The organism is Burkholderia crassaminum (assembly GCF_964265005.1).
Taxonomy (GTDB): Bacteria; Pseudomonadota; Gammaproteobacteria; order Burkholderiales; family Burkholderiaceae; genus Burkholderia.
Genome location: NZ_OZ183800.1, coordinates 1,185,340 through 1,209,301 on the forward strand (window position 1 = coordinate 1,185,340; position 23,962 = coordinate 1,209,301).

General features: G+C 67.4%; 23 protein-coding genes. 17 read left to right on the forward strand and 6 right to left on the reverse strand.

Annotated elements, in window-relative coordinates:
* Positions 1–29: 29 nt before the first annotated feature.
* Together ACPTTF_RS22390 and ACPTTF_RS22395 are read right to left on the reverse strand one after the other, a co-directional pair.
* Positions 30–1,364, reverse strand: a complete 1,335-nt coding sequence (locus ACPTTF_RS22390) for a substrate-binding domain-containing protein (protein WP_423368255.1) — start codon at positions 1,362–1,364, stop codon at positions 30–32.
* Between the two features lie 166 nt (positions 1,365–1,530).
* Positions 1,531–2,865, reverse strand: a complete 1,335-nt coding sequence (locus tag ACPTTF_RS22395; RefSeq protein WP_423368256.1) for a substrate-binding domain-containing protein — start codon at positions 2,863–2,865, stop codon at positions 1,531–1,533.
* A 641-nt stretch (positions 2,866–3,506) separates the two neighbouring features.
* Here ACPTTF_RS22395 and gspF point away from each other — a divergent pair.
* Positions 3,507–4,724, forward strand: a complete 1,218-nt coding sequence (gene gspF / locus ACPTTF_RS22400) for a type II secretion system inner membrane protein GspF (protein ID WP_423368257.1) — start codon at positions 3,507–3,509, stop codon at positions 4,722–4,724.
* A gap of 13 nt (positions 4,725–4,737) precedes the next feature.
* Here gspF and ACPTTF_RS22405 read toward each other — a convergent pair whose 3' ends face one another.
* On the reverse strand, positions 4,738–5,184 hold the full coding sequence (locus tag ACPTTF_RS22405; RefSeq protein WP_423368258.1) for a type II secretion system protein N: 447 nt from the start codon (positions 5,182–5,184) through the stop codon (positions 4,738–4,740).
* A gap of 64 nt (positions 5,185–5,248) precedes the next feature.
* Here ACPTTF_RS22405 and gspG point away from each other — a divergent pair, with 64 nt between their 5' ends.
* From gspG to ACPTTF_RS22435, 6 genes are all read left to right on the forward strand, one after another.
* The gene (gene gspG / locus ACPTTF_RS22410) at positions 5,249–5,728 is read left to right on the forward strand and encodes a type II secretion system major pseudopilin GspG (protein ID WP_279573888.1); all 480 of its coding nucleotides are present in this window, start codon (positions 5,249–5,251) and stop codon (positions 5,726–5,728) included.
* 10 nt (positions 5,729–5,738) lie between these two features.
* Positions 5,739–6,245: a GspH/FimT family pseudopilin gene (locus ACPTTF_RS22415; RefSeq protein WP_423368259.1), complete on the forward strand. Its 507-nt coding sequence runs from the start codon at positions 5,739–5,741 to the stop codon at positions 6,243–6,245.
* 172 nt (positions 6,246–6,417) lie between these two features.
* Positions 6,418–7,164, forward strand: coding sequence for a TonB C-terminal domain-containing protein (locus ACPTTF_RS22420; RefSeq protein ID WP_423368260.1), 747 nt, complete (start codon positions 6,418–6,420; stop codon positions 7,162–7,164).
* Between the two features lie 6 nt (positions 7,165–7,170).
* Positions 7,171–7,719: an RNA polymerase sigma factor gene (locus ACPTTF_RS22425; protein WP_043177401.1), complete on the forward strand. Its 549-nt coding sequence runs from the start codon at positions 7,171–7,173 to the stop codon at positions 7,717–7,719.
* 11 nt (positions 7,720–7,730) lie between these two features.
* Complete coding sequence (locus ACPTTF_RS22430; protein ID WP_423368261.1) at positions 7,731–8,726, forward strand: FecR family protein; 996 nt, start codon at positions 7,731–7,733, stop codon at positions 8,724–8,726.
* 257 nt (positions 8,727–8,983) lie between these two features.
* A complete protein-coding gene (locus tag ACPTTF_RS22435; RefSeq protein ID WP_243771512.1) occupies positions 8,984–9,235 on the forward strand; it encodes a FecR/PupR family sigma factor regulator in 252 nt (83 codons plus the stop codon).
* Positions 9,236–9,509: 274 nt separating this feature from the next.
* On the opposite strand, the gene ACPTTF_RS22440 is transcribed toward ACPTTF_RS22435, so the two are convergent.
* Positions 9,510–10,334 carry a hypothetical protein gene (locus ACPTTF_RS22440; RefSeq protein ID WP_423368262.1) on the reverse strand — a complete coding sequence of 275 codons (825 nt, stop codon included), beginning with the start codon at positions 10,332–10,334 and terminating at the stop codon, positions 9,510–9,512.
* Positions 10,335–10,498: 164 nt separating this feature from the next.
* On the opposite strand from ACPTTF_RS22440, the gene ACPTTF_RS22445 reads away from it, so the two are divergent.
* Positions 10,499–12,166: a type II toxin-antitoxin system Phd/YefM family antitoxin gene (locus ACPTTF_RS22445; RefSeq protein ID WP_423368263.1), complete on the forward strand. Its 1,668-nt coding sequence runs from the start codon at positions 10,499–10,501 to the stop codon at positions 12,164–12,166.
* 28 nt (positions 12,167–12,194) lie between these two features.
* Here the strand turns inward: ACPTTF_RS22445 and gspK are convergent, their stop codons facing one another.
* A complete protein-coding gene (gspK, locus tag ACPTTF_RS22450; protein WP_423368264.1) occupies positions 12,195–13,190 on the reverse strand; it encodes a type II secretion system minor pseudopilin GspK in 996 nt (331 codons plus the stop codon).
* Between the two features lie 33 nt (positions 13,191–13,223).
* Positions 13,224–13,790 (reverse strand): hypothetical protein, encoded by a 567-nt coding sequence (locus ACPTTF_RS22455; RefSeq protein WP_423368265.1) that lies wholly within the window; start codon positions 13,788–13,790, stop codon positions 13,224–13,226.
* 806 nt (positions 13,791–14,596) lie between these two features.
* Here ACPTTF_RS22455 and ACPTTF_RS22460 point away from each other — a divergent pair.
* From ACPTTF_RS22460 to ACPTTF_RS22500, 9 genes are all read left to right on the forward strand, one after another.
* A complete protein-coding gene (locus tag ACPTTF_RS22460; RefSeq protein WP_423368266.1) occupies positions 14,597–16,249 on the forward strand; it encodes a ShlB/FhaC/HecB family hemolysin secretion/activation protein in 1,653 nt (550 codons plus the stop codon).
* A gap of 67 nt (positions 16,250–16,316) precedes the next feature.
* Positions 16,317–18,122, forward strand: a complete 1,806-nt coding sequence (locus ACPTTF_RS22465; protein WP_423368267.1) for a DUF2341 domain-containing protein — start codon at positions 16,317–16,319, stop codon at positions 18,120–18,122.
* A 28-nt stretch (positions 18,123–18,150) separates the two neighbouring features.
* The gene (locus ACPTTF_RS22470) at positions 18,151–18,561 is read left to right on the forward strand and encodes an ExbD/TolR family protein (protein ID WP_021161942.1); all 411 of its coding nucleotides are present in this window, start codon (positions 18,151–18,153) and stop codon (positions 18,559–18,561) included.
* 4 nt (positions 18,562–18,565) lie between these two features.
* On the forward strand, positions 18,566–19,264 hold the full coding sequence (locus tag ACPTTF_RS22475; protein WP_166951403.1) for a TonB family protein: 699 nt from the start codon (positions 18,566–18,568) through the stop codon (positions 19,262–19,264).
* Between the two features lie 92 nt (positions 19,265–19,356).
* Complete coding sequence (locus tag ACPTTF_RS22480; protein ID WP_423368268.1) at positions 19,357–21,168, forward strand: putative porin; 1,812 nt, start codon at positions 19,357–19,359, stop codon at positions 21,166–21,168.
* 12 nt (positions 21,169–21,180) lie between these two features.
* Entirely contained in the window at positions 21,181–21,870 is a 690-nt protein-coding gene (locus ACPTTF_RS22485; RefSeq protein ID WP_423368269.1) for a hypothetical protein, read from the forward strand.
* A 52-nt stretch (positions 21,871–21,922) separates the two neighbouring features.
* Complete coding sequence (locus tag ACPTTF_RS22490; protein WP_423368270.1) at positions 21,923–22,510, forward strand: YbjN domain-containing protein; 588 nt, start codon at positions 21,923–21,925, stop codon at positions 22,508–22,510.
* Positions 22,507–22,941, forward strand: coding sequence for a hypothetical protein (locus ACPTTF_RS22495; protein ID WP_423368271.1), 435 nt, complete (start codon positions 22,507–22,509; stop codon positions 22,939–22,941). The genes ACPTTF_RS22490 and ACPTTF_RS22495 overlap by 4 nt, the downstream gene beginning before the upstream one ends.
* 44 nt (positions 22,942–22,985) lie before the next feature.
* Positions 22,986–23,876 (forward strand): peptidylprolyl isomerase, encoded by an 891-nt coding sequence (locus tag ACPTTF_RS22500; protein WP_423368272.1) that lies wholly within the window; start codon positions 22,986–22,988, stop codon positions 23,874–23,876.
* Positions 23,877–23,962: the final 86 nt, after the last annotated feature.

Here is a 23,962-nt window from a genome sequence, read left to right on the forward strand (position 1 = left end):
GGGACGCGTTGAATCAGAGATGATCCGGATTACCGACCCGTGACAAAAATGCAGTTCGTCGAGTTGTTAATGTCCAGCCCATAGTCGCTGCTGTTGCTCAGGAAGTCGGCGAGGATCGCGGTCTTGAAGCCCGACGGGACGGTGTCGAAGCCGTTGCCGTGAACGACCGTCGCGTAGCTGGCGTTCGTGTAGTGGTTGTTCAGGAAGCTCTGAACATTCGAGGCAACCGTCGGATCGGCATAGCACTGGCTCAGGATGATCTGGCTCGTGCCCGACACCGGATAGCCGTACGACGGGTTGGCCAGCGAAGCGTAAGCCGCGCCGGAGACCGGCACCCACTGCGTCGGGTCCGAAGCGGTGGCCTGGTTCGACGGCGCGGCAAGCGTGTTGATTGCCGTCGTCGCGTTCGAATACGTCGGCGCGTAGTACGTGTTGGCCGTCGTGTTGTAGAGGCTGGCGAGCGGGAGCTGCAGTGCGCCCGACGGCCTCACGACCGTGCTTTGCGACGCGATGAACGTATTCGTGTAGGCCGGGCTCAGGTATGCGACGGCGGCCGTGCCGGCCGACGACAGCGAAGCCAGCGAAGCACGGACGCCACCGTCACCCGAAGCCGGGACGAAGCTCCACGGCATGCCGGTCGGAAATGCTGTCGTGTTCGCAAACGTCAGCGAATCGACGAACTTGACGCCTGACGCCGTGTTGCTGGTCGTGCAGACCGCAGCCAGGTGGCGGGTCAGCAGTTCGGTCGTGCCGCTACCGTCGGCGCGATAGACCACCTTGATCGGTACGTTCTGCCAGTAGTAGCCGCCTTCCGGATTGGCGACCTGGTTCCAGTTCGTCAGCTTGCCCGAGAAGATGCCGCACAGGTCGTCGTCGTTCAGCGCGATGCTGTGCGCTTGACCCGGCGTCGTTTGCGGCGTGATCGTGCTCGTCACCGCGGGGCCGTTGACGACCGGCACCGTGATGGCCGTCACGATGTACGGGATCTGGATCAGCGGGCCGCTGTTTGAACCGACTGTACCGGCGTTGTACGACGTGACTTGCGCGGTCGTCAGCGCGGCATCGCTGTTCGCGAAGTAGACCGCGCTGGCGGTGTTGGCGCCGGCGCGGAAGAACGTCGGTTGGTTGTTCAGGAACGCGTTCTGGCCGGCGCCCGAGCCGACCGAGAAGTACGTGAACGTGGCGTTGGACGTACCGAACAGGCCGATTTCACCAGAAGCCGGCGAGTTGGCGCCGATCAGCGGAGCGACGAGCGACGAACCGCCGGCCTGGATGACGGGGCCGGCTGCGATGGCGAGCGACGCACTTGCGCCAGGGATGACAAGTGCCAGGATATGGCAGACCTTGCGTTTGTTGAATTTCATGTGAATTCCTCGGAGACAGGGTCGAACGCAACGTACAGGTATCGACTCGATCCGACATGCAACAGGCTTATCGTTGAATCGATACGCGCGGCGTCGGTGATAAAAAAACCGCCTCGAATTCTCGAGGCGGTTTCAGCAGGATGCGTTGAATCAGAGAGGATCCGGATTACCGGCCCGGGATGAAACCACAGGCCGATGCGTCGTTGATATCCAGGCCGTACGTGCTGCTGTTGCTCAGGAAGTCGGCGAGGATCGCGGTCTTGAAGCCCGACGGGACGGTGTCGAAGCCGTTGCCGTGCACGACCGTCGCGTTGCTGGCGCTCGTGTAGTGGTTGTTCAGGAAGCTCTGAACATTCGAGGCAACCGTCGGATCGGCATAGCACTGGCTCAGAATGATCTGGCTCGTGCCCGAAACCGGATAGCCGGACGACGGGTTGGCCAGCGAAGCGTAAGCCGCGCCGGAGACCGGCACCCACTGCGTCGGGTCCGAAGCGGTGGCCTGGTTCGACGGCGCTGCAGTCGTGTTGACTGCCGTCGTCGCGTTCGAATACGTCGGCGCGTAGTACGCGTTGGCCGTCTTGTTGAAGAGGCTGGCGAGCGGGAGTTGCAGCGCGCCCGACGGCGTCACGACCGTGCTTTGCGATGCGATGAACGTGTTCGTGTAGTCCGGGCTCAGGTATGCGACGGCGGCCGTGCCGGCCGACGACAGCGTCGTGAGCGTATTGCGAACGCCGCCGCTGCCCGACGCAGCGACGAAGTTCGCCGGCACGCCCGACGGGAACGCCGACGTGTTCGCGAACGTCAGCGAGTCGATGAACTTGACGCCCGACGCCGTGTTGGCGGTCGTGCAGACTGCCGCCAGGTGGCGGGTCAGCAGTTCGGTCGTGCCGCTGCCGTCGGCGCGATAGACCACCTTGATCGGTGCGTTCAGCGAGTAGTTGCCGCCTTCCGGATTCGCGACCTGGTTCCAGTTCGTCAGCTTGCCCGAGAAGATGCCGCACAGGTCGTCATCGTTCAGCGCGATGCTGTGCGCCTGACCCGGCGTCGTTTGCGGCGTCTTCGTGCTCGTCACGGCCGGGCCGTTGACGACCGGCACCGTGATGGCCGTCACGATGTACGGGATCTGGATCAGCGGGCCGCTGTTCGAACCGACCGTGCTGGCGTTGTACGCCGTGACTTGCGCGCCCGTCAGCGCGGCATCGCTGTTCGCGAAGTAGACCGCGCTGGCGGTGTTGGCGCCTGCGCCGAAATACGTCGGCTGGTTGTTCAGGAACGCGTTCTGGCCGGCGCCCGAGCCGACCGAGAAGTACGTGAACGTGGCGTTGGACGTGCCGAACAGGCCGATTTCACCCGAAGCCGGCGAGTTGGCGCCGATCGTCGGCGCGACGAGCGACGAACCGCCACCTTGAATCAGCGGGCCTGCGGCCATCGCGAGGGATGCACCCATGCCCGAAACGACGAGAGCGAGGACTTGACAGATCTTGCGCTTGCTGGATTTCATGAGAAATTTCCTTGGACGAAGATAAACGGAACCCCTGCTACTGCGGTTTGAATACTTGTGGACCGCCGGGTAAATGTAGGGGGAATTCCGTATGACGCGTGTGAATTTTTAATAACGAATGGTACGGAACATTTTTGGCGATATTGCCAACGCGTTATCCGGATTGGCGGGCGCTAAATCGAGATCGATTCGCGTAACGAGTGATTCCCAGATGGTGGGAAGGCGGCGGCCTGATGTGGCGCCACGCCGGCCCCGCTGGCGTGTTTGTGCACACAGTAGCGCTATCTCAACATCAAGTCGGTTTCGTGGCAGATGCTACGGAACATTTCTTCCAGAGGCGAATCGATCATCCGGTTGAGATATTCTTGAAATTGATCGAATTGAATTATTTGAAAATCATTGGATCGTGATCGCTGGATGGTTAATGATCGAATAATTGATGTCACCGCTCAGAATGAAATCGTTTATCCAATATAAGAACAAAGACCGGAAGTAATAAAGCCCGCCAAACCCCCCAAAAGGTAGCCCAACATTCGTCACAAATCTGCGCCGGTTCACTCCTTAGTCTTCCCCGACGACTCCGTCCGACTCGTTGCACGACGTCGCCGGGAAAGTCGCACACGTGACCCGAGGGCAGTGACATGTCGGCATTCCGCTACGAAGCGATCGATCCCACCGGCCGCACGCTGAAAGGCGTGCTCGAAGCCGACAGCGCACGCGCCGGGCGCAGCCATCTGCGCACGCAAGGCCTCACGCCGCTCGTCGTCGAACTCGCCGCGCAGCGCCTGCACGGCGAACGTCATCAACGCCTGTCGCTCGGCCGCAAGCTGTCGCAGCGCGAGCAGGCGATCCTCACGCGCCAGCTCGCGAGCCTGCTGGTTGCGGGGCTGCCGCTCGACGAATCGCTGTCGGTGCTGAGCGAGCAGGCCGAGCGCGAATACCTGCGTGAGCTGATGGCGTCGATCCGCGCGGAAGTCGTCGGCGGCCATTCGTTCGCGAACGCGCTCGGCCAGCATCCGCGCGATTTCCCCGACATCTACCGCGCGCTCGTCGCGGCCGGCGAGCACACGGGCAAGCTCGGCATCGTGCTGTCGCGTCTGGCCGACTACATCGAACAGAGCAATGCGCTGAAGCAGAAGATCCTGCTGGCGTTCACGTATCCGGGGATCGTCACGCTGATTGCGTTCGGCATCGTCACGTTCCTGCTGAGCTACGTGGTGCCGCAGGTGGCGAACGTGTTCACCAGCACGAAACAGCAGTTGCCGACGCTGACGGTCGTGATGATGGCGCTGTCCGATTTCGTGCGGCACTGGTGGTGGGCGTCGCTCGCGGGAATGGTTGCGGTTGCGTTCGCGATCCGCAAGGTGTTGTCACAGGAAGGGCCGCGACTGAGGTTCGATCACTGGCTGCTCACCGCGCCGCTCGCCGGCAAGCTCGTGCGCGGCTACAACACGGTGCGCTTCGCGAGCACGCTCGGCATCCTGACGGCCGCCGGCGTACCGATCCTGCGCGCATTGCAGGCGGCCGGCGAGACACTGTCGAACCGCGCGATGAGCGCGAACGTCGACGATGCGATCGTGCGCGTTCGCGAAGGCTCGGCACTGTCGCGTGCGCTCGCCCACACGAAGACGTTTCCGCCGGTGCTGGTGCACCTGATCCGCTCGGGCGAGGCGACCGGCGACGTGACGACGATGCTCGACCGCGCATCGGAAGGCGAATCGCGCGAGCTGGAGCGCCGCACGATGTTCCTGACGAGCCTGCTCGAACCGCTGCTGATTCTCGCGATGGGCGGCGTGGTGCTCGTGATCGTGCTCGCGGTGATGATGCCGATCATCGAGCTGAACAACATGGTGCAGTGATGCGCGGTTCGGCTCAGCGCACGAACGCGTTGGCCTTCTCCGTGGCGGGCAGCGCGATCTCGCGTTGCAGGCCGTGGCGATCGACGACGATCGAGCGCGCGCGAACCTCGGCGAGCTTCGCGGCTTCACCGACCGCCGCGCCGAGCGACACGACGCGCGCCGCTTCGCCACCGACGCTGACGATCGCGGCCGCACGGCGCGCGTCGAACGCGAGCACGCCGAGCAACTGGATCGTGTCGCGGTTGTCGTCGGGTTTCGCGCCGAAGAGTTGCGCGCTCGCGGTGACGTCGATCGGCGCGGGCACTGCGACGGGCGCGGGCGCCGATGCGTCGGGCACGGTCAGCAGCCGCACGGCCCATAGCGAGACGGCGACGAGCGCCGCGCCGGAAGCGAGCGTCGCGACGAGCGGCACGAGATCGGCGCGGGATGGAACGATGCGGTGCAGGGCGAACGGTTTCATGGCGAAGAGTCGGTGCGATGGACGAAAGACGATTGCCATTCTTTGATGAAAGGGTGAATGCATGATGACGGGCCCGAATGAAACCCGCTTGTCGCGCGCAGGCAAGCCGCAGGAACCTGCACGTCGACGCGCGCAACTCGGCTTCACGCTGATCGAGATCATGGTGGTCGTCGCGATTCTCGGGATTCTCGCGGCGCTGATCGTGCCGAAGATCATGAGTCGTCCCGACGAAGCGCGCCGCATTGCCGCGAAGCAGGACATCGGCACGATGATGCAGTCGCTGAACCTGTATCGACTCGACAACGGCCGATATCCGTCGCAGGAGCAGGGGCTCACGGCGCTGATCCAGAAGCCGACGACCGACCCGGTGCCGAACAACTGGAAAGACGGCGGCTATCTGGAGCGGTTGCCGAAGGATCCCTGGGGCAACGCGTATCAATATCTGAACCCGGGCGCGCACGGCGTGATCGACGTGTTCAGCTACGGCGCGGACGGCAAGCCGGGCGGCGAGGGGAACGATGCGGACATCGGTTCGTGGCAGTAACGGAAAAGGCATGGCGCACATGAAGCGCACGAACGGGCGGCCGCGATCGCGTCGATATCGTCAATCCGGCTTCACGCTGCTGGAAATGCTCGTCGTGCTCGTGATCGTCGGGTTGCTGGTCGCGGTCGTGACGCTCGCGCCGTCGCGCAATCGCCGCACGGATCTCGCCGAGGAAGCGCAGCGGCTCGCGAACCTGCTCGAATCGGCCGGCGACGATGCGCAGGTGCGGTCGATGCCGATCGCGTGGCAGCCGGTGGGCGGTGGCTACCGGTTCGTGCAGCGCACCGAGAGCGGCGCGTGGGCGCCGATGTCCGACGACCTCTATCGTGCGCGCCGCTGGGGCGCCGAGGTGACGGCCGTGTCGGTGCGTTACACCGGCGGCGGCGAAACGCCTTCGCAGATCGTGCTCGGCAGCGAAAGCATCGACGTGCCGGTGACGATTACGTTGTGGTCCGGCGACGTGCGGATGGCGGTGGTGGGTAGCGGCATCGGCAACTTCGTCGTGCGCCGGCCGTGAACCGCATGCGACGCCGGCGAGCGCGCGGCGAGACGGATTGAATCGCATTGCGACATGGTTCACCTGACTGTCATAGTGCCCGCGCAGAATCAGATGTTCGTTTGCTGCGGAACCGCTCACGGGGGAGCACGTTTCGCCGGCAACGTGCAACTCCACTTCCGTCCAGGGATTCATGACTCGTTCACGGGCGCCGACCGGTGTCCTGGCGCTCGTTGCGTGGCTGGCGTTCGTCGTGCCGTGCATGCACGGCATACACGCGCAGGAGACCGGTTCCATCGTCCGCCAGCCGGGCAGTGCGGTGCGATTCGATCTGCCCGCGCAGCCGCTCGCGAAGACCTTGCAGGACTTCGCGCGGCTTACCGAGCTGATCGTGCTGGCGCCGGCGCCGCTGCTCGACGGGCGCACGAGTGCGCCGGTCCAGGGCGAATTCGTGCCGCGCGCCGCACTCGAGCGGATGCTGGCCGGAACGGGGTTGCGTGCGGAATTCTCGCGTCCGGACGAAGCGATCATCGTCGCGCAACCGGCCGCCGAGCAGGCGCCCGCGACGGCCGACACGCCGGCGGATGCGGCCTTGCCGATCGACGGGATCGGCGATTCCGGCGAGCGGCACACGTTCGCGGGCCTGCTGCAGGCGCATCTGATCGATGCGCTGTGTGCGCAGCCGGCGGCGGTGCCGGGCAGCTATCGACTCGTCGCGCAGGTGCGCATCGACAACAGGGGGGCGGTGGTGGCGGTCAACATGGTGGCATCGAGCGGCTCGGCCGCCCGCGACGCGGCGGTGATGCGCGCGCTGCGCGCACTGAAGCTGGACGACGCGCCGCCTGCGGACCTGCCGCAGCCGGTCACGATCCTGCTGCGGCCGGCCGGCAACGGCGTGCATTTCCGCTGTCCGGCGTCGCAGCCGGCCGTTCGGGGCTAGGCCGCGATGACCGACAGCAATCGCACCGGGCTCAGGAAGCTGCTGGCGACGCGCTACGCGTACCTCGTCAGGCGCCTCGAGCGCGTGACCGGGTCGAAGGACGGCGCCGCCGACGCGCTGCACGAAACCTGGCTGCGTCTCGAGAACGCGAACGTCTCCACGCAGGTGACGAACGCGGACGCCTATATACTTGGGATGGCGAACAATGTCGCAATCGACCAGCATCGGCGCGAACGGCGCCATCTGCACGACGACGATGTCGAGACGCTGCTCGAGATGCCCGACGAGCTGGCCGATCCCGAGCGGATCGTCGCGGCGCGCCGCAAGGTCGAGACCCTGAAGGACGTGCTGCGCGGCCTGCCGCCGCGGCGCCGCGCGATCCTGCTGGCCGCCCGCGTGGACGGCCTGTTGAACCGCGAGATCGCCGAGCATTTCGGCATTTCGCTGCGGCTCGTGGAAAGCGAGCTGAGTGCGGCAATGAAGTACTGCCTGCAGCGCATGCAGGAAGACGGTGATCCGTACACGGGCACGCGAGGCGGCCCGCGTAAATTTTGAGCTTCAGGACGATGACGAAAGCCCAGGCCCAACCTGCCCACGACGAACTCGACGAAGCGAGTGCGTGGCTGCTGCGTCTGCGCTCGGGAGAAGCGAGCCAGGCCGAAGCCGATGCGTTCGAGCGCTGGTGCGCCGATCGTCCGCAAGCCGCCGATCTGCTGCGCGACACCTGGAGCTCGCTGCGCGCGGCGGCGACCGAACTCGCGCACGAGGAACGCGCGGCCGCTGCCTGGGCAAACGTTGCAAAGCGCGAGCGCACGATGCGCACCGGGCGGCGCGCGTTCATCGGTTTCGCGGTCGCAGCCGGCGCGTCGTGGCTCGCGGTACGCCCGCCGCTGCAGTTGTGGCCGTCGCTCGGCGAGCTCGCGGCCGATTACCACACGGGCACCGGCGAGCAGCGCAGCGTCGCGCTGTCGTCGCGCGTGACGGTCGAACTGAATACGCAGACGCGTCTTGACGTGCTGGCCGCGAGCGATGCCGCGCACGGCGTCGAAGTCGTCGCCGGCGAAGCGGAGATCGACGCGGCCGCGCCGCCGGCCGACCGCGCGACGCCGATCCAGCCCGTCACCGTGGTGGCAGGCGGCGGCCGCATGCAGGCGACCGTCGCGCGCTTCAACGTGCGGCGCACGGGCACGCAGGTCTGCGTGACCTGCCTGTCGGGCACGGTCGCACTCGAGCATCCGCGCGGCGCGCGCACGCTGACGGCTGACGATCAGGTGGTCTATGACGATCGTGGCGTGCAGCCCGTGTCGCGCATCGATCCGGGCGCGGTCAGCGCGTGGCGGCGCGGCATGCTGGTGTTCAACGGCGTGCCGCTCGCGCAGGTCGTCGACGAGATCAACCGCTACCGGCGCGGCAAGGTCATCCTGCGCAGCGCGTCGCTCGGCGAGAACCGGATGCAGGCGCAGTTCCCGATCACGCGGCTCGACGACGTGATCGACATGGTCGGCCGCCTGTATGGCGCACACATCACGCGCCTGCCCGGCAACATCGTGCTGCTGAGCTGACCGGCTTCCCGCGTTTTATTTCCCAGTCTTCCTCCCGCCCGCGATGCGTTCGCGACGCTTGCGGCCGTCCGCGCACTGCGGGTTACGGCCGTCCGATACGACTTGATCAATGAGGGCCGGCAAACGCTGGGCTGTCCTTCGTGGCGGCCCGGTGTGACGTCGTCGGACCCGAGGCGTGGGTGGCAAGCGCCCCGGCCGCGCAGCGATGCGCGGTGCGGGGGATGTGTGTCGATGGAGCTTCGGGCGGTGGCGTGATCATGAACGAATCGCAACGGGACACGGATCCCGGCGACGCGAATACGCGCGCCGATGCGATCCGCGAGGGCGCCGTGCGCTGGCTGCTGTGGTTGCGCGCCGGCGACACGACGGAGCAGGAACTCGACGCTTTCGGGCGCTGGCGCGCGCAGAGCGACGAGCACGCGCGCACGGTCCGCGAGCTGATCTGGATGTGGGCCGTGCTGGAGACGGTCGGCCGCCAGGAGCCCGGCGGGTCGACGCGCACGCATTGACGCGATGGCGATTCGAGCACGCACCGGTGTGGTGCGCGATCGCGTTCGCGCCGTGGCCCAAGGGCATCGGAAGAAAGTCTGCGGGTTATGCGAGCCTGCTTCGACCTTGTATATGAGAGAGCGAGGGGGCCGTGTAGCAGGACCGTGAAGAGGGGCGGTAAAGCGGAGACCGGGGAACGGGGGCCGAAGATGGCTCCCGGATCACCGTTCACGTACGGCGGCGCGCGTGTGGCGAGTAGGTGCCGGCCGCATCACGGAAGCCCGGCTTCGCGATTCAGGATGGCGACCCGGGCCGCAGGCCGGCGCGTGCGCCGTGCCATGCGGCATCGAGCGGATCGCCGGCATCGCGCAGCGGCTCGCGCAGAAAGGGAAAGCGTTCGACGAACGGTGCGGATTCTTGCAGGGCCACGATATGGTTGACCATCCATTGCAGCAGTTCGCCGCCGTGCCGGACCTGTTCCGGGCGCCAGTCCGGCATCGTCGAGAAGAGGGCCGCGAAGCCGCTCCAGCGCGACGGCCGGTCGTTGTCACCCGGCCGGAAATAGGTGTTCATCGAGACGTCGTGCGCGTCGGTCAATGCGCCGACGAACAACCCGTGCGGCGTCGGCACGCCGATCTGCTGCCAGCCTTCCGCGAGGGCGAGCGAGCGCATCACGCGCGCCGCGACGAACGCGATGCGCGTTTCATCTTCGATTTCCGCAAGCGACATCACGCCGTTGCGCTGCATGCAGCGTGCGACCGCGTGCGGCCGGATCACGTTCGACGCGAAGCTGCGCAGCACGAGGTCGGGCACCGTCAGTTGCAGCTGGAATTCGCGCAGGCCATGCTCGGCGCTCATCGTCGAGAAGTTGACGAACAACCCTTCGGCATGACCGAGCGCGCCGACGTACGGCTCGAGCCCGAGGCGCACGAGCTTCGGCGCGATCTGGCGTTCGAGCAGCCGCATCAGGTTGCGGCGATTGCGCACGCCCGTGAAATCGTCGAGGCCGCGTGTGACCACGTCGCTGATTTCCCAGCGGCGCTCGTCGGCGACGAGCCGCGGGGAGCCGCTCAGGTCGAACCGGGCGCGGCCATGGGCCACGCGGGGATCTACGTACATGCCGGTGCCTCGTGCATCGATTGCGGGTGGACCGTCGCAACGGCGCGTCGTCGCACGGGTCCGGTCGCACACGATGCTGCGGCGTCGCGGGCGGCCCGTCAAGTGCGAGTGCGCGGCGACGCAGGCCGGCGGGCGCACCTGGCCGAACAAGGTGGAGTGACCGGATGATGCGCACGATTGTGGAACGCTTCGTCGAACAGAGCCCGATGACGATCATGGCGCGGCTCGTGCTGCAGTGCGCGCTGCACGACGACTGGATCGATATGACGGCCGAAGCGGACGAAGAACCCGATGACGAATCGATCCGCGAGACGCTGTTCGCGCTGGCGGTCGACGCGATCGCGGCAATTGCCGCGCAGAAACAGATGCCGACATCGCAGATGCCGCACGGTGTGGCCGGGCACGCATCGTCCGTGCCGGGCGCCGCGGTGGCCGCGCTTCACGACGGCATGAGCCGATGGCGTGCCGGCTGGGGGCGTGCGCTCGTCAGGGACAGCGTCGATCTGCTGTTGCCGGTGGCGGCGGCGCGGGCCGACGAACGCGGGCGCGCGCTCGGCGGAATGCGGCTGCGCGTGCTGGACGGCGCGGGCGACGGTTGTGCGCACGGCGGTGTCGGTTGCGACTGCGGCCGCGCGTGCGACGACCCGGTGCGTGACGCGGCGCTGGGTCCGACCGGCGCACGTGTGCTGCCGGTCTACGATCCGGAGCTTGCCATGATCGTCGATCTGCTGCCGGTCGAGCGCGGCCGTTCGCACGAACGCGCATTCGTCGGCGCGCTGCTGGAAGCGGTTCGGCCCGGCGAGATGTGGATCGTCGACGGCCGTTTCGATATCGACGCGATCGTGTCGGGCTGGCCGCGCCGCGGCGCTGCCTTCGTGCTGCGCGACGATGGCGGCGCGGCGACATGCCGGCCGCTCGGCGGCTGGCGCGATGCCGGCCCGCTCGACGGCGGTGAGGTTCGCGAGCAGGCGGTTGTCATCGCGGGCGACGGCGAAGCGGCCGGCACGCTCAGGCGGATCGAATGGCGCGGTCACGTGCCCGGCGGCCACCCGGGCACGAGGGTCGCGGTGCTGACGAACCTGCCGGTCGAGCCGTTCGACGCGTGCCAGGTGATGCAGCTCGCGCGCCGGCGCTGGCGCGAAGCGCTGCCGTTTCCGCTCGACCCGGTACCCGGTGGCACGTTGTTCGGCAGCGTGCCCGCGCGCGCGTCGCTGCTCGCGAGCGGCATCGCGGCGCTCGCGTACAACGCGTTCAGCGTGATGACGCGCGTCGTCAGTGGCGCGCTCGGCCTGGACGAACGCGACGCGCAACGCGTGCCGTCGCATATCGCCGAAGGCGTCACCGCCACCTATGCCGGGATGATGATCGCGCTGCCGCCCGACTGGTGGCGACGCTACGACCAGCTGCCCGCGGCGACGCTCGGCCAGATCGTGCGGATGCTCGCCGTGCACGTCGATCCGCGCAGCGAGCGGCGCAGGCGCCGCGACAACCGGCTGTCCGCGAAGTCGCAGGCGCTGCTGCGCGCGGCGACGCTCGAACGCCTGCTGCATGACGACGGTGGCGACCCGGCCGCGAACGTGTTCAGCCTGCGCACGATCGCGATGGCGACGCGCGACTTCAGCAGCAATCCGTCGAAGGCGCTGCGGCATGCGGGCGAGGCGCTCGTGATGGTCACCAAATACAACCGGCCGATCGCGTTGCTCGTGTCGATCGACGACTGGAACCGGCTGCTCGGCGAAGTGCGCGAGACGAGCCTCACGCGGTTGTCGTTCGACTGCGCGGCCGCGCAGGGCCTGCGTTCGGTCGCGTTGAGCGAATCGTCGCTGAACTAGCGGGCGTAGCGGCGCGCAGGCGCCGCGTTCAGCTCGTCAGCCGGTGGACCCAGATCACCGATGTCCACGTGAAATTGCCGCTGCCGTAGCGCGCGATCAGCGTGTCGACGCGTGCATTGATGCGCGCCGAATGCACGCGGCAATGCACGATGAAGTAGAGGCTGTTGACGCCGACGGTCGAACCGTCCGGCAGCGTCGAATTGCCGCCGCTCGCGGGCAGCAGGTATTCGGCGATGTCGCCGGTGCTGACGAAGTACGCCGTGCCGCGCCGGTCCACGAGCCGCCTGGCCTGGCTGGCCGATAGCGTCGGAATCGCAGCGACGAGCACGGGCTCGGCGGCGGTGTTGGCGTTGACGGTGGTCAGGTCCGGCAGGATCGTCGTGAACGGCGTCAGCGTGTCGATCGCATGCGTGTCATAGCCGGGAATGCGCGCGAGATCGTCGATGGACACGAGCTGAAGCGGCCAGCCGTCGGGGCCGTTCGTGTCGCGCAGCGAGCGCAGCATGTAGTCGGCTGTCGGCTGCGCGAGCGCGGGATCGAGCGACAACTGGCTCAGCAGCCGCCGGTACGCGAGCACACCTTCGCCGTTGGCCTGCCACGGCTTGCCCGGCGCGATGCGCATCACGAGGTTCGTCAGGTTGAAGCGCGCCTGCGCATCCTCGACATGGCCGGAGATCCACGCACGCGACAGCTCCGCATTGACCGCCGCGGCTTCGGGCGGCAGCAGGTCCGCGAGCTGGACGTCGGCGGCCGGCGACGACCACGGCTGGCCGACGAACGTGACGTTCGACGTCGCGCTCTGCGCACGCAGCGTCGCACGCGCCCATTCGACCGCCGCGCGTTCGACCCACATCGTCTGCGTCGCGAGCCGCTGATTCTCGACGTCGCGCGTCGCGACCTGCTGGCGCCACAGCACGCTCGCCGCGAGCGTGGCCGCCAGCGCGACGACGAGCAGCACCGTGACGATCGCGATGCCGCGTGCGCGCAGCGGCCGCGTTCGGCCGGATCTTCCGTATCGATGCATTCGCAACCTCCTGCAAGGGCGGTGGGGCGGCGCTCAGTCCTCGAATGCCAGCCACGCATGGGCGATGCTCGCATGCGCAGATGACGTGACGCCGAACATCGCGGTGAGTCCGGCCACCCAGAACGCGAGCGTCGCGGGATGCGTGCCGTCGGTCGTCAGCGCCAGCGGGCCGACCAGCGATGCGATCGCATGCGAGCGCCACAGCAGCAGCACGAACAGCGTGCAGCCGACGGCCATCGCGACGAAGAACAGGTAGAGCGCGACCGTCGAGCGGCGCGTGAACGGCGTGCGGTGATGGCGCTGGTTCGTCGCGACGATCGCGGCCCCGTTCGCTACCGGCACGATCGCCATCGCGAACATCCAGAACAGCGGCTGGTCGCTCGACGCGTCGATCAGCAGCAGCGTGCCGATCGTCCAGATCGGCGGCGCGAGCAACGTGAGCACGATCCATGACAGCAGGTGCCAGACCAGCCAGGGCGCGCGCCAGCGCAACGGGCGCCGCGCCGCGGCAAAGGCGGCGGGCGGTAGCCGGCTCGCGGTCGCGGCATGGCCGGACAGCCGTTCGGCGAGCCACCGTACGAACATCGTCGCGAATGACATGGATGGATCCGGTCGTTGATGTTTTTACCCAATAGCTAGGACGAAGCGAACGGCCGCAAACCGCAGGATTTCTCGTCGCATGGGCGCTTGTCCCGGCGCCGCACGGCGTGTGCGCTGCGCGGAAGGAAACGGTCTCGCGCGCATCTCGTGCATATCTTCAGCGGAATGTCACAAAAACTTCCCGGTTGAAACCCGAGGATTGTCGGGTTGCCCGCACGAGGGCGATGCGCGTCGCGCGTTGTCTTTGGGGCGGCAACACGTTTGCCGGCGATCTCGCACGCACGCGATGTCCGGAAGCCCTGGCAGCCACGGCAGACGATACGCACACGAAACGGGGGCCACGCACATTCCTGCGCAACGCGCCGCGCGATTCGCGCCGGCTGTCGTTGCGCGCGCATTGCAGGTCGCACGCTGGCGGCCGCGTCCTGCTTCCGGCGTCGCGTCGGACGGCCCGCGAAAAAAAGTTTGCGGCAATGCGCGCCCGGTTCCGTCTAGGTAGGTGAGAGCGGCGACTCGTACGCCGCACATGATGGTCGTTGCCGATCGACGCAGCAGTGCCGATGCGTCGTCAGGCGGCTGATCGCGACGATGCGCGCCGGAGGTTGCGGGTTTTCCGGATTCGCTTCGTCCTTTCCGGTAGATGCGGTTGAACGCATCGGGTACGGAAATCGGGAAAAGCATTGCACAGGTCATGCTAAGGATAACGAATAAATCGTCATCAAAGTGAAACAGGCAACTGATAGCGGAGCGAGCGGCTGGTGCAGTGCGGCTTCGCTTCGATCCGGAACAACAAAGGGGAATGGCGCATGCCGCCGAGAGTAGACCGCAAGTCACGCGAACGATGGCGGCTGAACTGCCGATGCCTGGCGGGTGTCGTGCTGGCCGGAGGGCTGGGCCTCGCGCCGGGCGTTCATGCGCAGGAAGCCGCGCCGGCCGCAAAGGCGGCACCGGCCGCACCGCAGTCGTTCGACGTGAATGCCTTCGTGGTGCGCGGCAACACGACGTTGCCGACGCTCGAGATCGAGAAGGCCGTGTATCCGTTCGAAGGGCCGGGCCGTACGCTCGCCGACGTGAACGCGGCACGTGACGCGTTGCAGAAGGTGTACCAGGATCGCGGCTACCAGTCGGTCGTCGTCGAGCTGCCGCAGCAGCAGGTGAAGAACGGCGTGATCCTGCTGCAGGTGACCGAAGCGAAGGTCGGGCGCTTGCGTGTGGACGGCGCGCAATACAACTCGCCGCAGAACATCCGCGATGCGGTGCCCGCGCTGGCCGAGGGCCAGGTGCCCGATTTCAACCAGGCCCAGCAGCAGCTCACCGACCTGAACCGCTCGGCGGACCGGCAGGTGATTCCGATCCTCAAGCCGGGCGCCCTGCCGCAGACGGTCGACGTCGACCTGAAGGTCGACGATCACAGCCCGCTGCACGGCTCGCTCGAGCTGAACAACGACAACAGCCCGGGCACGTCGACGCTGCGCACGACCGCGAACCTCAGCTACTCGAATCTGTGGCAGCTCGGCCACGTGATTTCCGGCACCTACGTGATCGCGCCGCAGCATCCGAACGATGCGCGCGTCTACGCGTTCTCGTATCTCGCGCCGATCAAGGATTCGCGCTGGAGCTTCCTCGCGACGGTCGTGCATTCGGACAGCAACGTCGCGTCGGTTGCGAGCACCAACGTGCTCGGCAAGGGCACCACCTACGGTTTCACCGCGATCTATGCGCTGCCGGCGACGGAGACCTACGCGCACTCGGTCAGCGTCGAGATCGACCGCAAGCACTTCGACGAGAACGTGTCGATGCCGGGCCAGGCGAGCTCGACGGCGCCGCTCACGTATGTGCCGGTGACGCTGTCGTACAACGGCCAGTTGAGCCTGAAGAACTCGCAGACGTCGTTCTCCGCGTCGGTGACGACGAACATCCGCGGCCTCGGCAGCGACTGGGGCGCATGGGACAACAAGCGCTACAACGCGACGCCCGATTTCGTGTACGGCAAATTCGACGTCAACCATACGCAGCGCTTCGCGAACGACATGCAGGCCAACGCGCACGTGAATGCCCAGATCTCGAACTCGCCGCTCGTGTCGAGCGAGCAGTTCGCCGCGGGCGGGATGAACAGCGTACGCGGCTACATGCAGGCCGAGGACACGGCCGACAGCGGCGTGATCGCGTCGATCGAGCTGCGCAGCCCGTCGCTCGCGAAATGGCTCGGCGGTGCGGTCGGCAGCCGCGTGAACGAGTGGCGCTTCCACGCGTTCTTCGACGCGGCGCACCTGTGGCTGCTGAGCCCGCTGCCGGAGCAGACGTCGCGCTTCAACCTGATGAGTGTCGGCGTCGGCACGCGGGTGCAGATCATGAAGTATGCGAGCGCGGATTTCGAGGCCGGCTGGCCGTTGAAGGCGGGCGTCTACACGCGGCAGTACAGCCCGCGGTTCGATTTCTACGTAAGGCTGGGGTTCTGACGGATTTTTTTTGATCGTGCCGGGGCGATGCGACGAGCGCGGCGCCCGCACATTCGGGGAGTGGATCGTGAAGCGAGTCTTGTTTTTCCTGTTGGCGGTGATGCTCGGCGTGCTGCCCGGCATCGCGAACGCGTGGTGGCAGAACGACTGGTCGTACCGGAAGGCGATCACGATCGATGCGAGCGCGAAAGGCGCGAACCTCGCGGAGTCGGCCGGCCGCGTGCCGCTGCTGATCCGCCTGCACTCGGGCAACTTCCAGTTCGACGGGCTGGCCGACAACGGCGCCGACATCCGCTTCGTCGCCGGCGACGACAAGACGCCGCTGAACTACCACATCGAACAATACGATCCGGTGCTCGGCGTCGCGCTGATCTGGGTCGACGTCCCGAAGATGCCGGCCGGCGCCGCGGAGTCGATCTGGATGTACTACGGCAACAAGAAGGCGCCGGACGGCAGCAAGCCGGCCGAGACGTTCGATGCCGACTACACGCTCGTCTATCACTTCAACGGTGCTGCGGGTGCGCCGCCGAAGGACTTGACCGCGTACGGCAACCACGCGCAGAACGCGTCGTTCCAGACGGTCGAGGACGGCATCGTCGGCAAGGGTGCGCGGTTTGACGGCAACGGGTCGCTGACGCTGCCGGCCAGCCCGTCGCTGAACGTGGCCGCAGGCGGCAGCTTCACGTTCAGCGCGTGGGTGAAGCCGTCGGCGCTGGCGCCGAACACGCTGCTCTACAGCCGCCGCGACGGTGCGAGTGCGCTGCTGATCGGGCTCGACAACGGTGTGCCGTTCGCGGAAGTCCAGGGCGCAGCCGGCAATCCGGCCCCGGTGCGCACGCCGGCCGCCTCGCCGGTCGCCGCGAACCAGTGGACCTATCTCGCGGTCACGGCCGACGGCAAGAACCTCACCGTCTACGTGAACGGCAAGCAGGCCGCGCAAGTCGCGGCGACGCTGCCCGCATTGAACGGCGCGGCGACGGTCGCGGCGGACGCAACGGGCGCGCCGGCCGGGTTCGCCGCGTATGCGGGCGCGCTCGATGAGCTGCGCCTGTCGAAGATCGCACGCTCGCCGGCCGCGATCGCGGTCGACGCGCTCGCGCAGGGTTCGGAATCGAAGCTCGTCGCGTACGGCGCCGACGAGAAGCAGTCGGGCTTCGGCTTCGGCTATTTCGGCGTGATCGTGCAGTCGGTGACGGTCGACGCGTGGGTCGTGATCGCGATCCTGCTCGGCATGGCGGTCGTGTCGTGGGTCGTGATGTGGACCAAGGCGCGCTACGTCGGCACCGTCGACAAGGCGAACCTGTATTTCGTGCAGCGGTTCCGCGAAGTGGCCGGGCGCCACCTGGTCGGTCTCGCGCATGTCGACGAAGCGAGCACCGACGGGCGCCGGCTGTACCAGTCGTCGCTGTACCGGCTGTACAAGGCCGGCGTGCATGAAATCCACAGCCGCGTGGACGGCAACGGCCGCACGGTGATCACGTCCGAATCGATCGAGGCGATCCGCGCGTCGATGGACGCGACGCTCGTGCGCGAAAACCAGCGGCTGTCGAAGTCGATGGTGCTGCTGACGATCGCGATCTCGGGTGGCCCGTTCCTCGGGCTGCTGGGCACGGTGGTCGGCGTGATGATCACGTTCGCGGCGATCGCGGCGGCCGGCGACGTGAACGTGAACGCGATCGCGCCGGGTATCGCGGCCGCGCTGCTCGCGACGGTCACGGGCCTGTTCGTCGCGATTCCCGCGCTGTTTGGCTACAACTACCTGCTGATCCGCAACAAGAACGTGACCGCGAACATGCAGGTGTTCGTCGACGAATTCGTCACGCGCCTCGCCGAAGCGCACCGCTCGCCCGATCACGCGGTGCTGGCCGACTGACCGCATCGAACGCACGCAGGAGACCACCATGCAGGTTCAGGACGACGACAAGCCGTACGACGACATCAACATCACGCCGATGCTCGACCTCGCGTACGTGCTGCTGATCATCTTCATCATCATGACGACCGCGTCGGTGCAGGGCATCAAGGTCGACCTGCCGAAGGCGAGTTCGTCCGCGAGTCTCGCGAAGCCGAAGACGAAGGCGATCACGGTCGCCGATTCGGGGCAGGTGTTCCTCGACGCGTACCCGGTGACGATGGACGAACTCGAGAGCCGGCTGCGTACCGAGAAGGCGACCAGCCCGGATTTTCCGATCGTGCTGAAGGGCGATGCGGGCGTGCAGTACCAGAAGGTGATGGACGTGCTGGACCTGCTGCGCCGCCTCGACCTGTCGCAGGTCGGCCTGGTGACCGGCAAGGCGAAGCAGGGCGGCTGACGCGATGGAAATGACCTACAACGGCGGCCCGCCGGACAAGGGCCCCGGCCGCTACGTGAAGCCCGTCGCGATCGCACTGGTGCTCGCGGGCGTGGCCGCGCTGATCTGGCGTTTCGCGAGCGATACCGCGGGCGTGAAGCGCGTGAGCGCGCCGCAGGTGACGACGGTGATTCCGTTGCCGCCGCCTCCGCCGCCGCCGAAACAGAAGCCGCCGCCCGAGAAGGTGAAGGAAGAGGTCAAGACGCCGGTCGACCGGCCGACGATCGCGCCGAAGCCGTCTGAGGCACCGAAGCCGTCTGACAACCAGCCGAAGCAGATGACGATGAATGCCGATGCGCAGGCGGGCACCGACAACTTCGGCATCGGCGCGGGCGACGGCTCGGGCTTGCTGGGCAGCGGCGGGGGCGGCAAGTTCGGCAACGCGAGCTACGCGCAATACATGGTGTACGTGCTGCAGCGCGCGATCGAGCAGGACAAGGGCGTGCAGGAGGCCGGCGGCGCGCGTTTCGCGGGCAGCCTGAACCTGTGGATGGATGCGTCGGGGCGGATCACGAAGGTGACGATCGCGCAGTCCACTGGCGACGCGAAGATCGACACGGCTGTCGTCGCGGCAGTGGAAGCGCTCGGCAGGGTCGATGAAGTCCCGCCGCCGGCGACGTCGTATCCGGTGCTCGTCAAGCTTCAGGGGCGCAAGCCGGCATGACGATGCGCGCGCGAAACGACGAAAGAATCATGGGGTGGCACCGTTGCACGGATGCCGCCGGAAAAGCAACGGATATTGTTCGGAGTCCTTTGATGAAGCGGAAGATGAACGGACGGGGTGGGGTACCCCGCAACGGCGCGCTGCCCGCGCGCCTGTCGCGCGTCGGCGCGGCGGTGCTCACGCTCGGGCTGGCCTGCGCGTCCGCCGCGCACGGGCAATCGCTCGAGGCGCAGGCGGCATCGGGGAAAGCCGCGCCGACCGAGAGCGTGGTGATCAATCTGATCAACCTGCTCGTGAAGCGCGGCGTGCTCACGCAGCAGAACGCGAACGAGCTGATCAGCGAAGCACGCACGGAAGCCGTGCAGGCGCGGTCGGCGCGCGCGTCGGGCGCGCCGGTCGTGGCGGGCGGCGTGGTCAACCCGCCGACGCAGCCGGGCGATGTCGCGGTGCCGTACGTGCCGCAGCTCGTGCGCGACCAGATCCGCGACCAGGTGAAGCAGGAAGTGATCGCGCAGGCGAAGGCCGAGAACTGGGCGCAGCCGAACACGTTCCCCGACTGGGTGTCGCGTATCAAGCTCGACGGCGACATGCGCGTGCGTGACGAGTATCACTTCTACGGCGGCGGCAACACGAACGGCGTGACGAATTTCGCGGCGATCAACCAGGCCGGCGGGTTCGACGTCAACCAGAACACCAACAGCACGCAGATTCCCACGCAGAACACGCGGGAAAACCGCAACAACCTGCTGCGCTACCGCGCGCGGCTCGGCGTGACGGCGACGCTGTCCGACGACATGATTGCCGGCCTCCAGCTCGCGAGCGGCAACGACAACGGCCCCGTTTCCACGACGGGAACGGCCGGGGGCGGCTGGGGGAAGAAGAACCTCTGGCTGAACAAGGCGTTCTTCGCGTACAAGCCGACGTCGTGGCTGAACCTGACGGCCGGCCGTTTCGACAATCCGTTCTTCAAGTCGGACCTCGTGTTCTCCGACGACCTGATGATGGACGGGCTGGCCGCGAACCTGCGCCATGCGCTGCCGTGGAATCCGGACGTCACGCTGTTCGGCACGCTCGGTGTGTTCCCGATCCAGTACACGAGCGAGAACTTCCCGTCGAACAGCACCGAAAAGGCCGGCAGCGACACGAAGTGGATGTTCGGCGCGCAATTCGGCGCGGACTGGAAGATCGATGCGAAGAACCGGCTGCGCGGTGCGGTCGCGTACTACGACTTCCAGAACATGCGCGGCACGCTGTCGTCGCCATGCGCGCTGTATCTCGGCGCGACGAGCTGCAGCACCGACAACGAGGCGCCCACGTTCATGCAGGGCGGCAACACGCTGATCGCGTTGCGCAACATCGTGCAGAACCCGAACCTCGCGCCGGGGATGACCCCGCAGCCGCAGCTCTTCGGGCTCGCGTACAACTACCGGCTGCTCGACCTGAAGGCACAGTGGGATACGGTCGTGGCCGACCGCTTCAAGCTGCGTCTCGACGGCGAATACGTGCGCAACCTCGCATACAACGACAACAAGGCGTTCGCGGCGGCGTCGCTGCCGGTCAACAACTACGATTCGACGTCGGTGAACGCGACGCGCGCCGACTACCGCAGCGGCCCGAACGGTTTCCTCGCGAAGGCGACGTTCGGCGAGCCGGAGCCGCGCGAGAAGGGCCAGTGGAACTTCTCGGTTGCATACAAGTACCTGCAGCCGGACGCCGTGCTCGACGCGTTCAACGATCCCGACTTCCATCTGGGCGGCACCAACGCGCGTGGCTACGTGCTCGGCGCCGCGTATGCGGTTGCACGGGACACGTGGGTGTCGGCCCGTTACCTGAGCTCGAAGGAAGTGTACGGGCCGCCGGTATCGATCGATGTGCTGCAGATCGAGCTCAATGCTCGCTTCTGACCGGAGCCGCGGATGAACATGATCACTCGCACGATGCTCGCGGCCGCCCTGTCCGGCACGCTGCTGCTCGCGGCCGGCGGCGCGCACGCGCAGAGCATCGAGGACAAGCTGCGCAGCCAGTTGCGCTCGACCGTGCAGGAGCTGCGTCAGTTGCAGGACAGCCAGGCGCAGTTGCAGAGCGACAAGGCCGCGGCCGAGAAGCAGCGCGACGACGCGCTCGCGCAACTGAAGGTGATGCAGGGGCAGCTTGCGGCCGCGCGCGGCGACTCGGGCGCCGAGGCGGCCGCGAAGCGCGCGCTTGCGCAGGAGCGGGCGGGCCGCGAGCAGGACGCGAAGTCGCTGGCGAAATACAAGTCGTCCTACGAGGACTTGCTTGCCGTGTCACGCGGCCGCGATGCGCAGCACACGCAACTGCAGAAGGACGTCGCCGCGCGTGACACGCAGCTGAAAACCTGCCAGGCACACAATGCCGAGCTGTATCGCGTGGGGCACGAGATTCTCGACGCGTACGAGCACGTCGGCATCGGCACGCTGTTCGCGTCGCGTCAGCCGTTCGCACAGTCGGCGCGCGTGAAGTACGACGACCTCGCGCAACGCTACGGCGACGCGCTGTATGCGGGCAAGTACGATCCGGCCGCGCGGCCGGTTGCCGCCACGCCGGCACCGGCGTCGGCGTCGGCTGCTTCGGCGAACGCGCAGTGAGCGTGCAACCGGGATTGAACCGATCGATTCGTTGAATATGGGGAAGACAGACATGCAAGAGAACAAACCGAACGCCGGCGACGAACGCGCGGCACACGACGCGCCGATCGAATCGATCAGCGCCGACCGCCTCGCCGACGTGCTGCGCCGCGCGGGCTACCGCGTGACGGCGGCCGAGCAGAACGGCACGGTGCAACTGATGAGCGCGAGCCAGGGTATCGGCTTCGCGGTGCGCTTCGGCAACCCGGCTGCCGTGCTTGCGCCGCAGGGCGCCGACGCACAGCTCGCCGCGCTGCCGTACATCGATTACACGCTCTCGTGCGTGCTGCAGGTGCAGGGCGAACTGCCGGTCGAACTCGTCGCGGACTGGAACCGCACCAAGCGCTTCGCGCGTCTCGCAAGCCACGGGCAGTTTCTCGCGCTGGAAATGGACGTGGTCGTCGCGGGCGGCGTGTCCGAGCGCTACCTGCGCTCGACGATCGAGCTGTGGGATCGCCTGATCCAGGAATTCCTGCTGCACCTGCGCAACCGCCCCGCGATGGCCGAGCAGGAAGCGGCGGCACGTGCGGCGGCCGGCGATCGGGTAGACGAATCGACCGCTGGAGCGGCCACGGTAGCGGTCGAGGCCACCGCGCAGTGACGCGCGCCGGCAGCCGGATCGGCGCCGTGCTGCGTGCGTGGTTGCCGGGCCGCGCGCGGCACGACGCGAAAGTCGCGGCCGCGGGTGATGTACCCGCCGCGTGGGGCGCGTATGCACAGCGCATCGCGCAGTGGCTGCAGGCGACACTCGACGGCGAAAGCGACGACGCGGCGGTGTGCCGCCTGCGCGCCGGCATCGAGCGCTGGGCCGGCGAACGGGCCGATGCGGGCGACGACGGCCCCGTGCTGCCGGTGCGCGCGTGGCTCGACCGGTATGGGCACATGACGCGTATCGACAGCGGTGCGGCCGGGCAACCGGCGCTCGACGCGGCGCTGCACGCCGCACTCGTCGGCCGGGCGGTCGGCGCGGCGCCGCCACGCGGGATGGCGCAGCCGCTCGTCCTGCGCATGACGCTGACGGACGCGCGCTGATGCGGCGTCCGCATTCCAAGAACGATCGAGAGGGCAGTCGAACGATGATGACGAAGATGAAGATGCTGGCGACGGTGGCAGGCAGTCTCGTGCTGGGCGCACCGTTCGTCGCGTACGCACAGGACGACGTGATCGCGAATGCCGCGCAGGCGTCGGTCACGCAGGCCGATATCGCCGGGCTGCTGAAGTCGGTGAGCCCGGAGGGGCGCGAGCGTCTCGCGGCCGATCCCGCGGCGCTGGACCAGGTCGTGCGCTCGACGCTCGCGCAGAAGGCCGTGCTGGCCGAGGCGAAATCGAAGGGCTGGGACAAGCAGGCGCAGGTGCAGGCGGCCGTCGAGCAGGCGCAGCGCGAGATCGTCGTGCGCAGCTACCTGGCGTCGGCGAGTGCGCCGCCGGCCGACTATCCGTCGGACGCGGAGCTGCAGTCGGCGTATGACAAGAACCGCGCCGCGTTTACCGCGCCGCGCGCGCTGCACGTCGCGCAGATCTATATCGCGGTGCCGCCGAACGCGGATGCCGCGACGCTCGACAAGGCGCGCAAGCAGGCGGCCGATCTTGCGAGCCGCGCGCGCGGCGGCGATTTCGCGGCGCTCGCGAAGGCGAACTCGCAGGACAAGGCGAGCGCCGCGAACGGCGGCGATCTCGGTTTCGTGCCCGATCAACTGATGGTGCCGGCGGTCCGTCAGGCGGCCGACGCGCTGAAGCCGGGCCAGGTCTCCGCGCCGATCCAGACGCCGGCCGGCTTTCATGTCGTGAAGCTGATCGACATCCGCGCGGCCGCGCCGCGCCCGCTGGCCGACGTGAAGGAGCAACTGCGCGCGATGCTGCGCGCGCAGCGCACGCAGCAGAATGCGCAGGCGTATCTCGCGAAGCTCGCCGCGAATGCGCCGATCAACGAAGACGCGCTGAAGAAAGCGCTCGCGTCTGCCCGGTAGGCGTACCCATGGCAACCGTCCGTTCGACGCCCCGCGTCCACGCCCCCGACGCACGCACGCCGGGGCGACGTCGCCCGGCCGCGGCC

What these genes read in the sequence shown, in the direction of transcription:
- ACPTTF_RS22390 (WP_423368255.1), bottom strand. Translation starts at nt 1,364, where the DNA reads ATGAAATTCAACAAACGCAAGGTCTGCCATATCCTGGCACTTGTCATC.
- ACPTTF_RS22445 (WP_423368263.1), top strand. Translation starts at nt 10,499, where the DNA reads ATGATGCGCACGATTGTGGAACGCTTCGTCGAACAGAGCCCGATGACG.
- ACPTTF_RS22485 (WP_423368269.1), top strand. Translation starts at nt 21,181, where the DNA reads ATGAACATGATCACTCGCACGATGCTCGCGGCCGCCCTGTCCGGCACG.
- ACPTTF_RS22460 (WP_423368266.1), top strand. Translation starts at nt 14,597, where the DNA reads ATGCCGCCGAGAGTAGACCGCAAGTCACGCGAACGATGGCGGCTGAAC.
- ACPTTF_RS22455 (WP_423368265.1), bottom strand. Translation starts at nt 13,790, where the DNA reads ATGTCATTCGCGACGATGTTCGTACGGTGGCTCGCCGAACGGCTGTCC.
- gspG (WP_279573888.1), top strand. Translation starts at nt 5,249, where the DNA reads ATGACGGGCCCGAATGAAACCCGCTTGTCGCGCGCAGGCAAGCCGCAG.
- ACPTTF_RS22435 (WP_243771512.1), top strand. Translation starts at nt 8,984, where the DNA reads ATGAACGAATCGCAACGGGACACGGATCCCGGCGACGCGAATACGCGC.
- ACPTTF_RS22500 (WP_423368272.1), top strand. Translation starts at nt 22,986, where the DNA reads ATGATGACGAAGATGAAGATGCTGGCGACGGTGGCAGGCAGTCTCGTG.
- ACPTTF_RS22415 (WP_423368259.1), top strand. Translation starts at nt 5,739, where the DNA reads ATGGCGCACATGAAGCGCACGAACGGGCGGCCGCGATCGCGTCGATAT.
- ACPTTF_RS22490 (WP_423368270.1), top strand. Translation starts at nt 21,923, where the DNA reads ATGCAAGAGAACAAACCGAACGCCGGCGACGAACGCGCGGCACACGAC.
- gspK (WP_423368264.1), bottom strand. Translation starts at nt 13,190, where the DNA reads ATGCATCGATACGGAAGATCCGGCCGAACGCGGCCGCTGCGCGCACGC.
- ACPTTF_RS22475 (WP_166951403.1), top strand. Translation starts at nt 18,566, where the DNA reads ATGGAAATGACCTACAACGGCGGCCCGCCGGACAAGGGCCCCGGCCGC.
- ACPTTF_RS22480 (WP_423368268.1), top strand. Translation starts at nt 19,357, where the DNA reads ATGAAGCGGAAGATGAACGGACGGGGTGGGGTACCCCGCAACGGCGCG.
- gspF (WP_423368257.1), top strand. Translation starts at nt 3,507, where the DNA reads ATGTCGGCATTCCGCTACGAAGCGATCGATCCCACCGGCCGCACGCTG.
- ACPTTF_RS22430 (WP_423368261.1), top strand. Translation starts at nt 7,731, where the DNA reads ATGACGAAAGCCCAGGCCCAACCTGCCCACGACGAACTCGACGAAGCG.
- ACPTTF_RS22405 (WP_423368258.1), bottom strand. Translation starts at nt 5,184, where the DNA reads ATGAAACCGTTCGCCCTGCACCGCATCGTTCCATCCCGCGCCGATCTC.
- ACPTTF_RS22420 (WP_423368260.1), top strand. Translation starts at nt 6,418, where the DNA reads ATGACTCGTTCACGGGCGCCGACCGGTGTCCTGGCGCTCGTTGCGTGG.
- ACPTTF_RS22470 (WP_021161942.1), top strand. Translation starts at nt 18,151, where the DNA reads ATGCAGGTTCAGGACGACGACAAGCCGTACGACGACATCAACATCACG.
- ACPTTF_RS22440 (WP_423368262.1), bottom strand. Translation starts at nt 10,334, where the DNA reads ATGTACGTAGATCCCCGCGTGGCCCATGGCCGCGCCCGGTTCGACCTG.
- ACPTTF_RS22425 (WP_043177401.1), top strand. Translation starts at nt 7,171, where the DNA reads ATGACCGACAGCAATCGCACCGGGCTCAGGAAGCTGCTGGCGACGCGC.
- ACPTTF_RS22395 (WP_423368256.1), bottom strand. Translation starts at nt 2,865, where the DNA reads ATGAAATCCAGCAAGCGCAAGATCTGTCAAGTCCTCGCTCTCGTCGTT.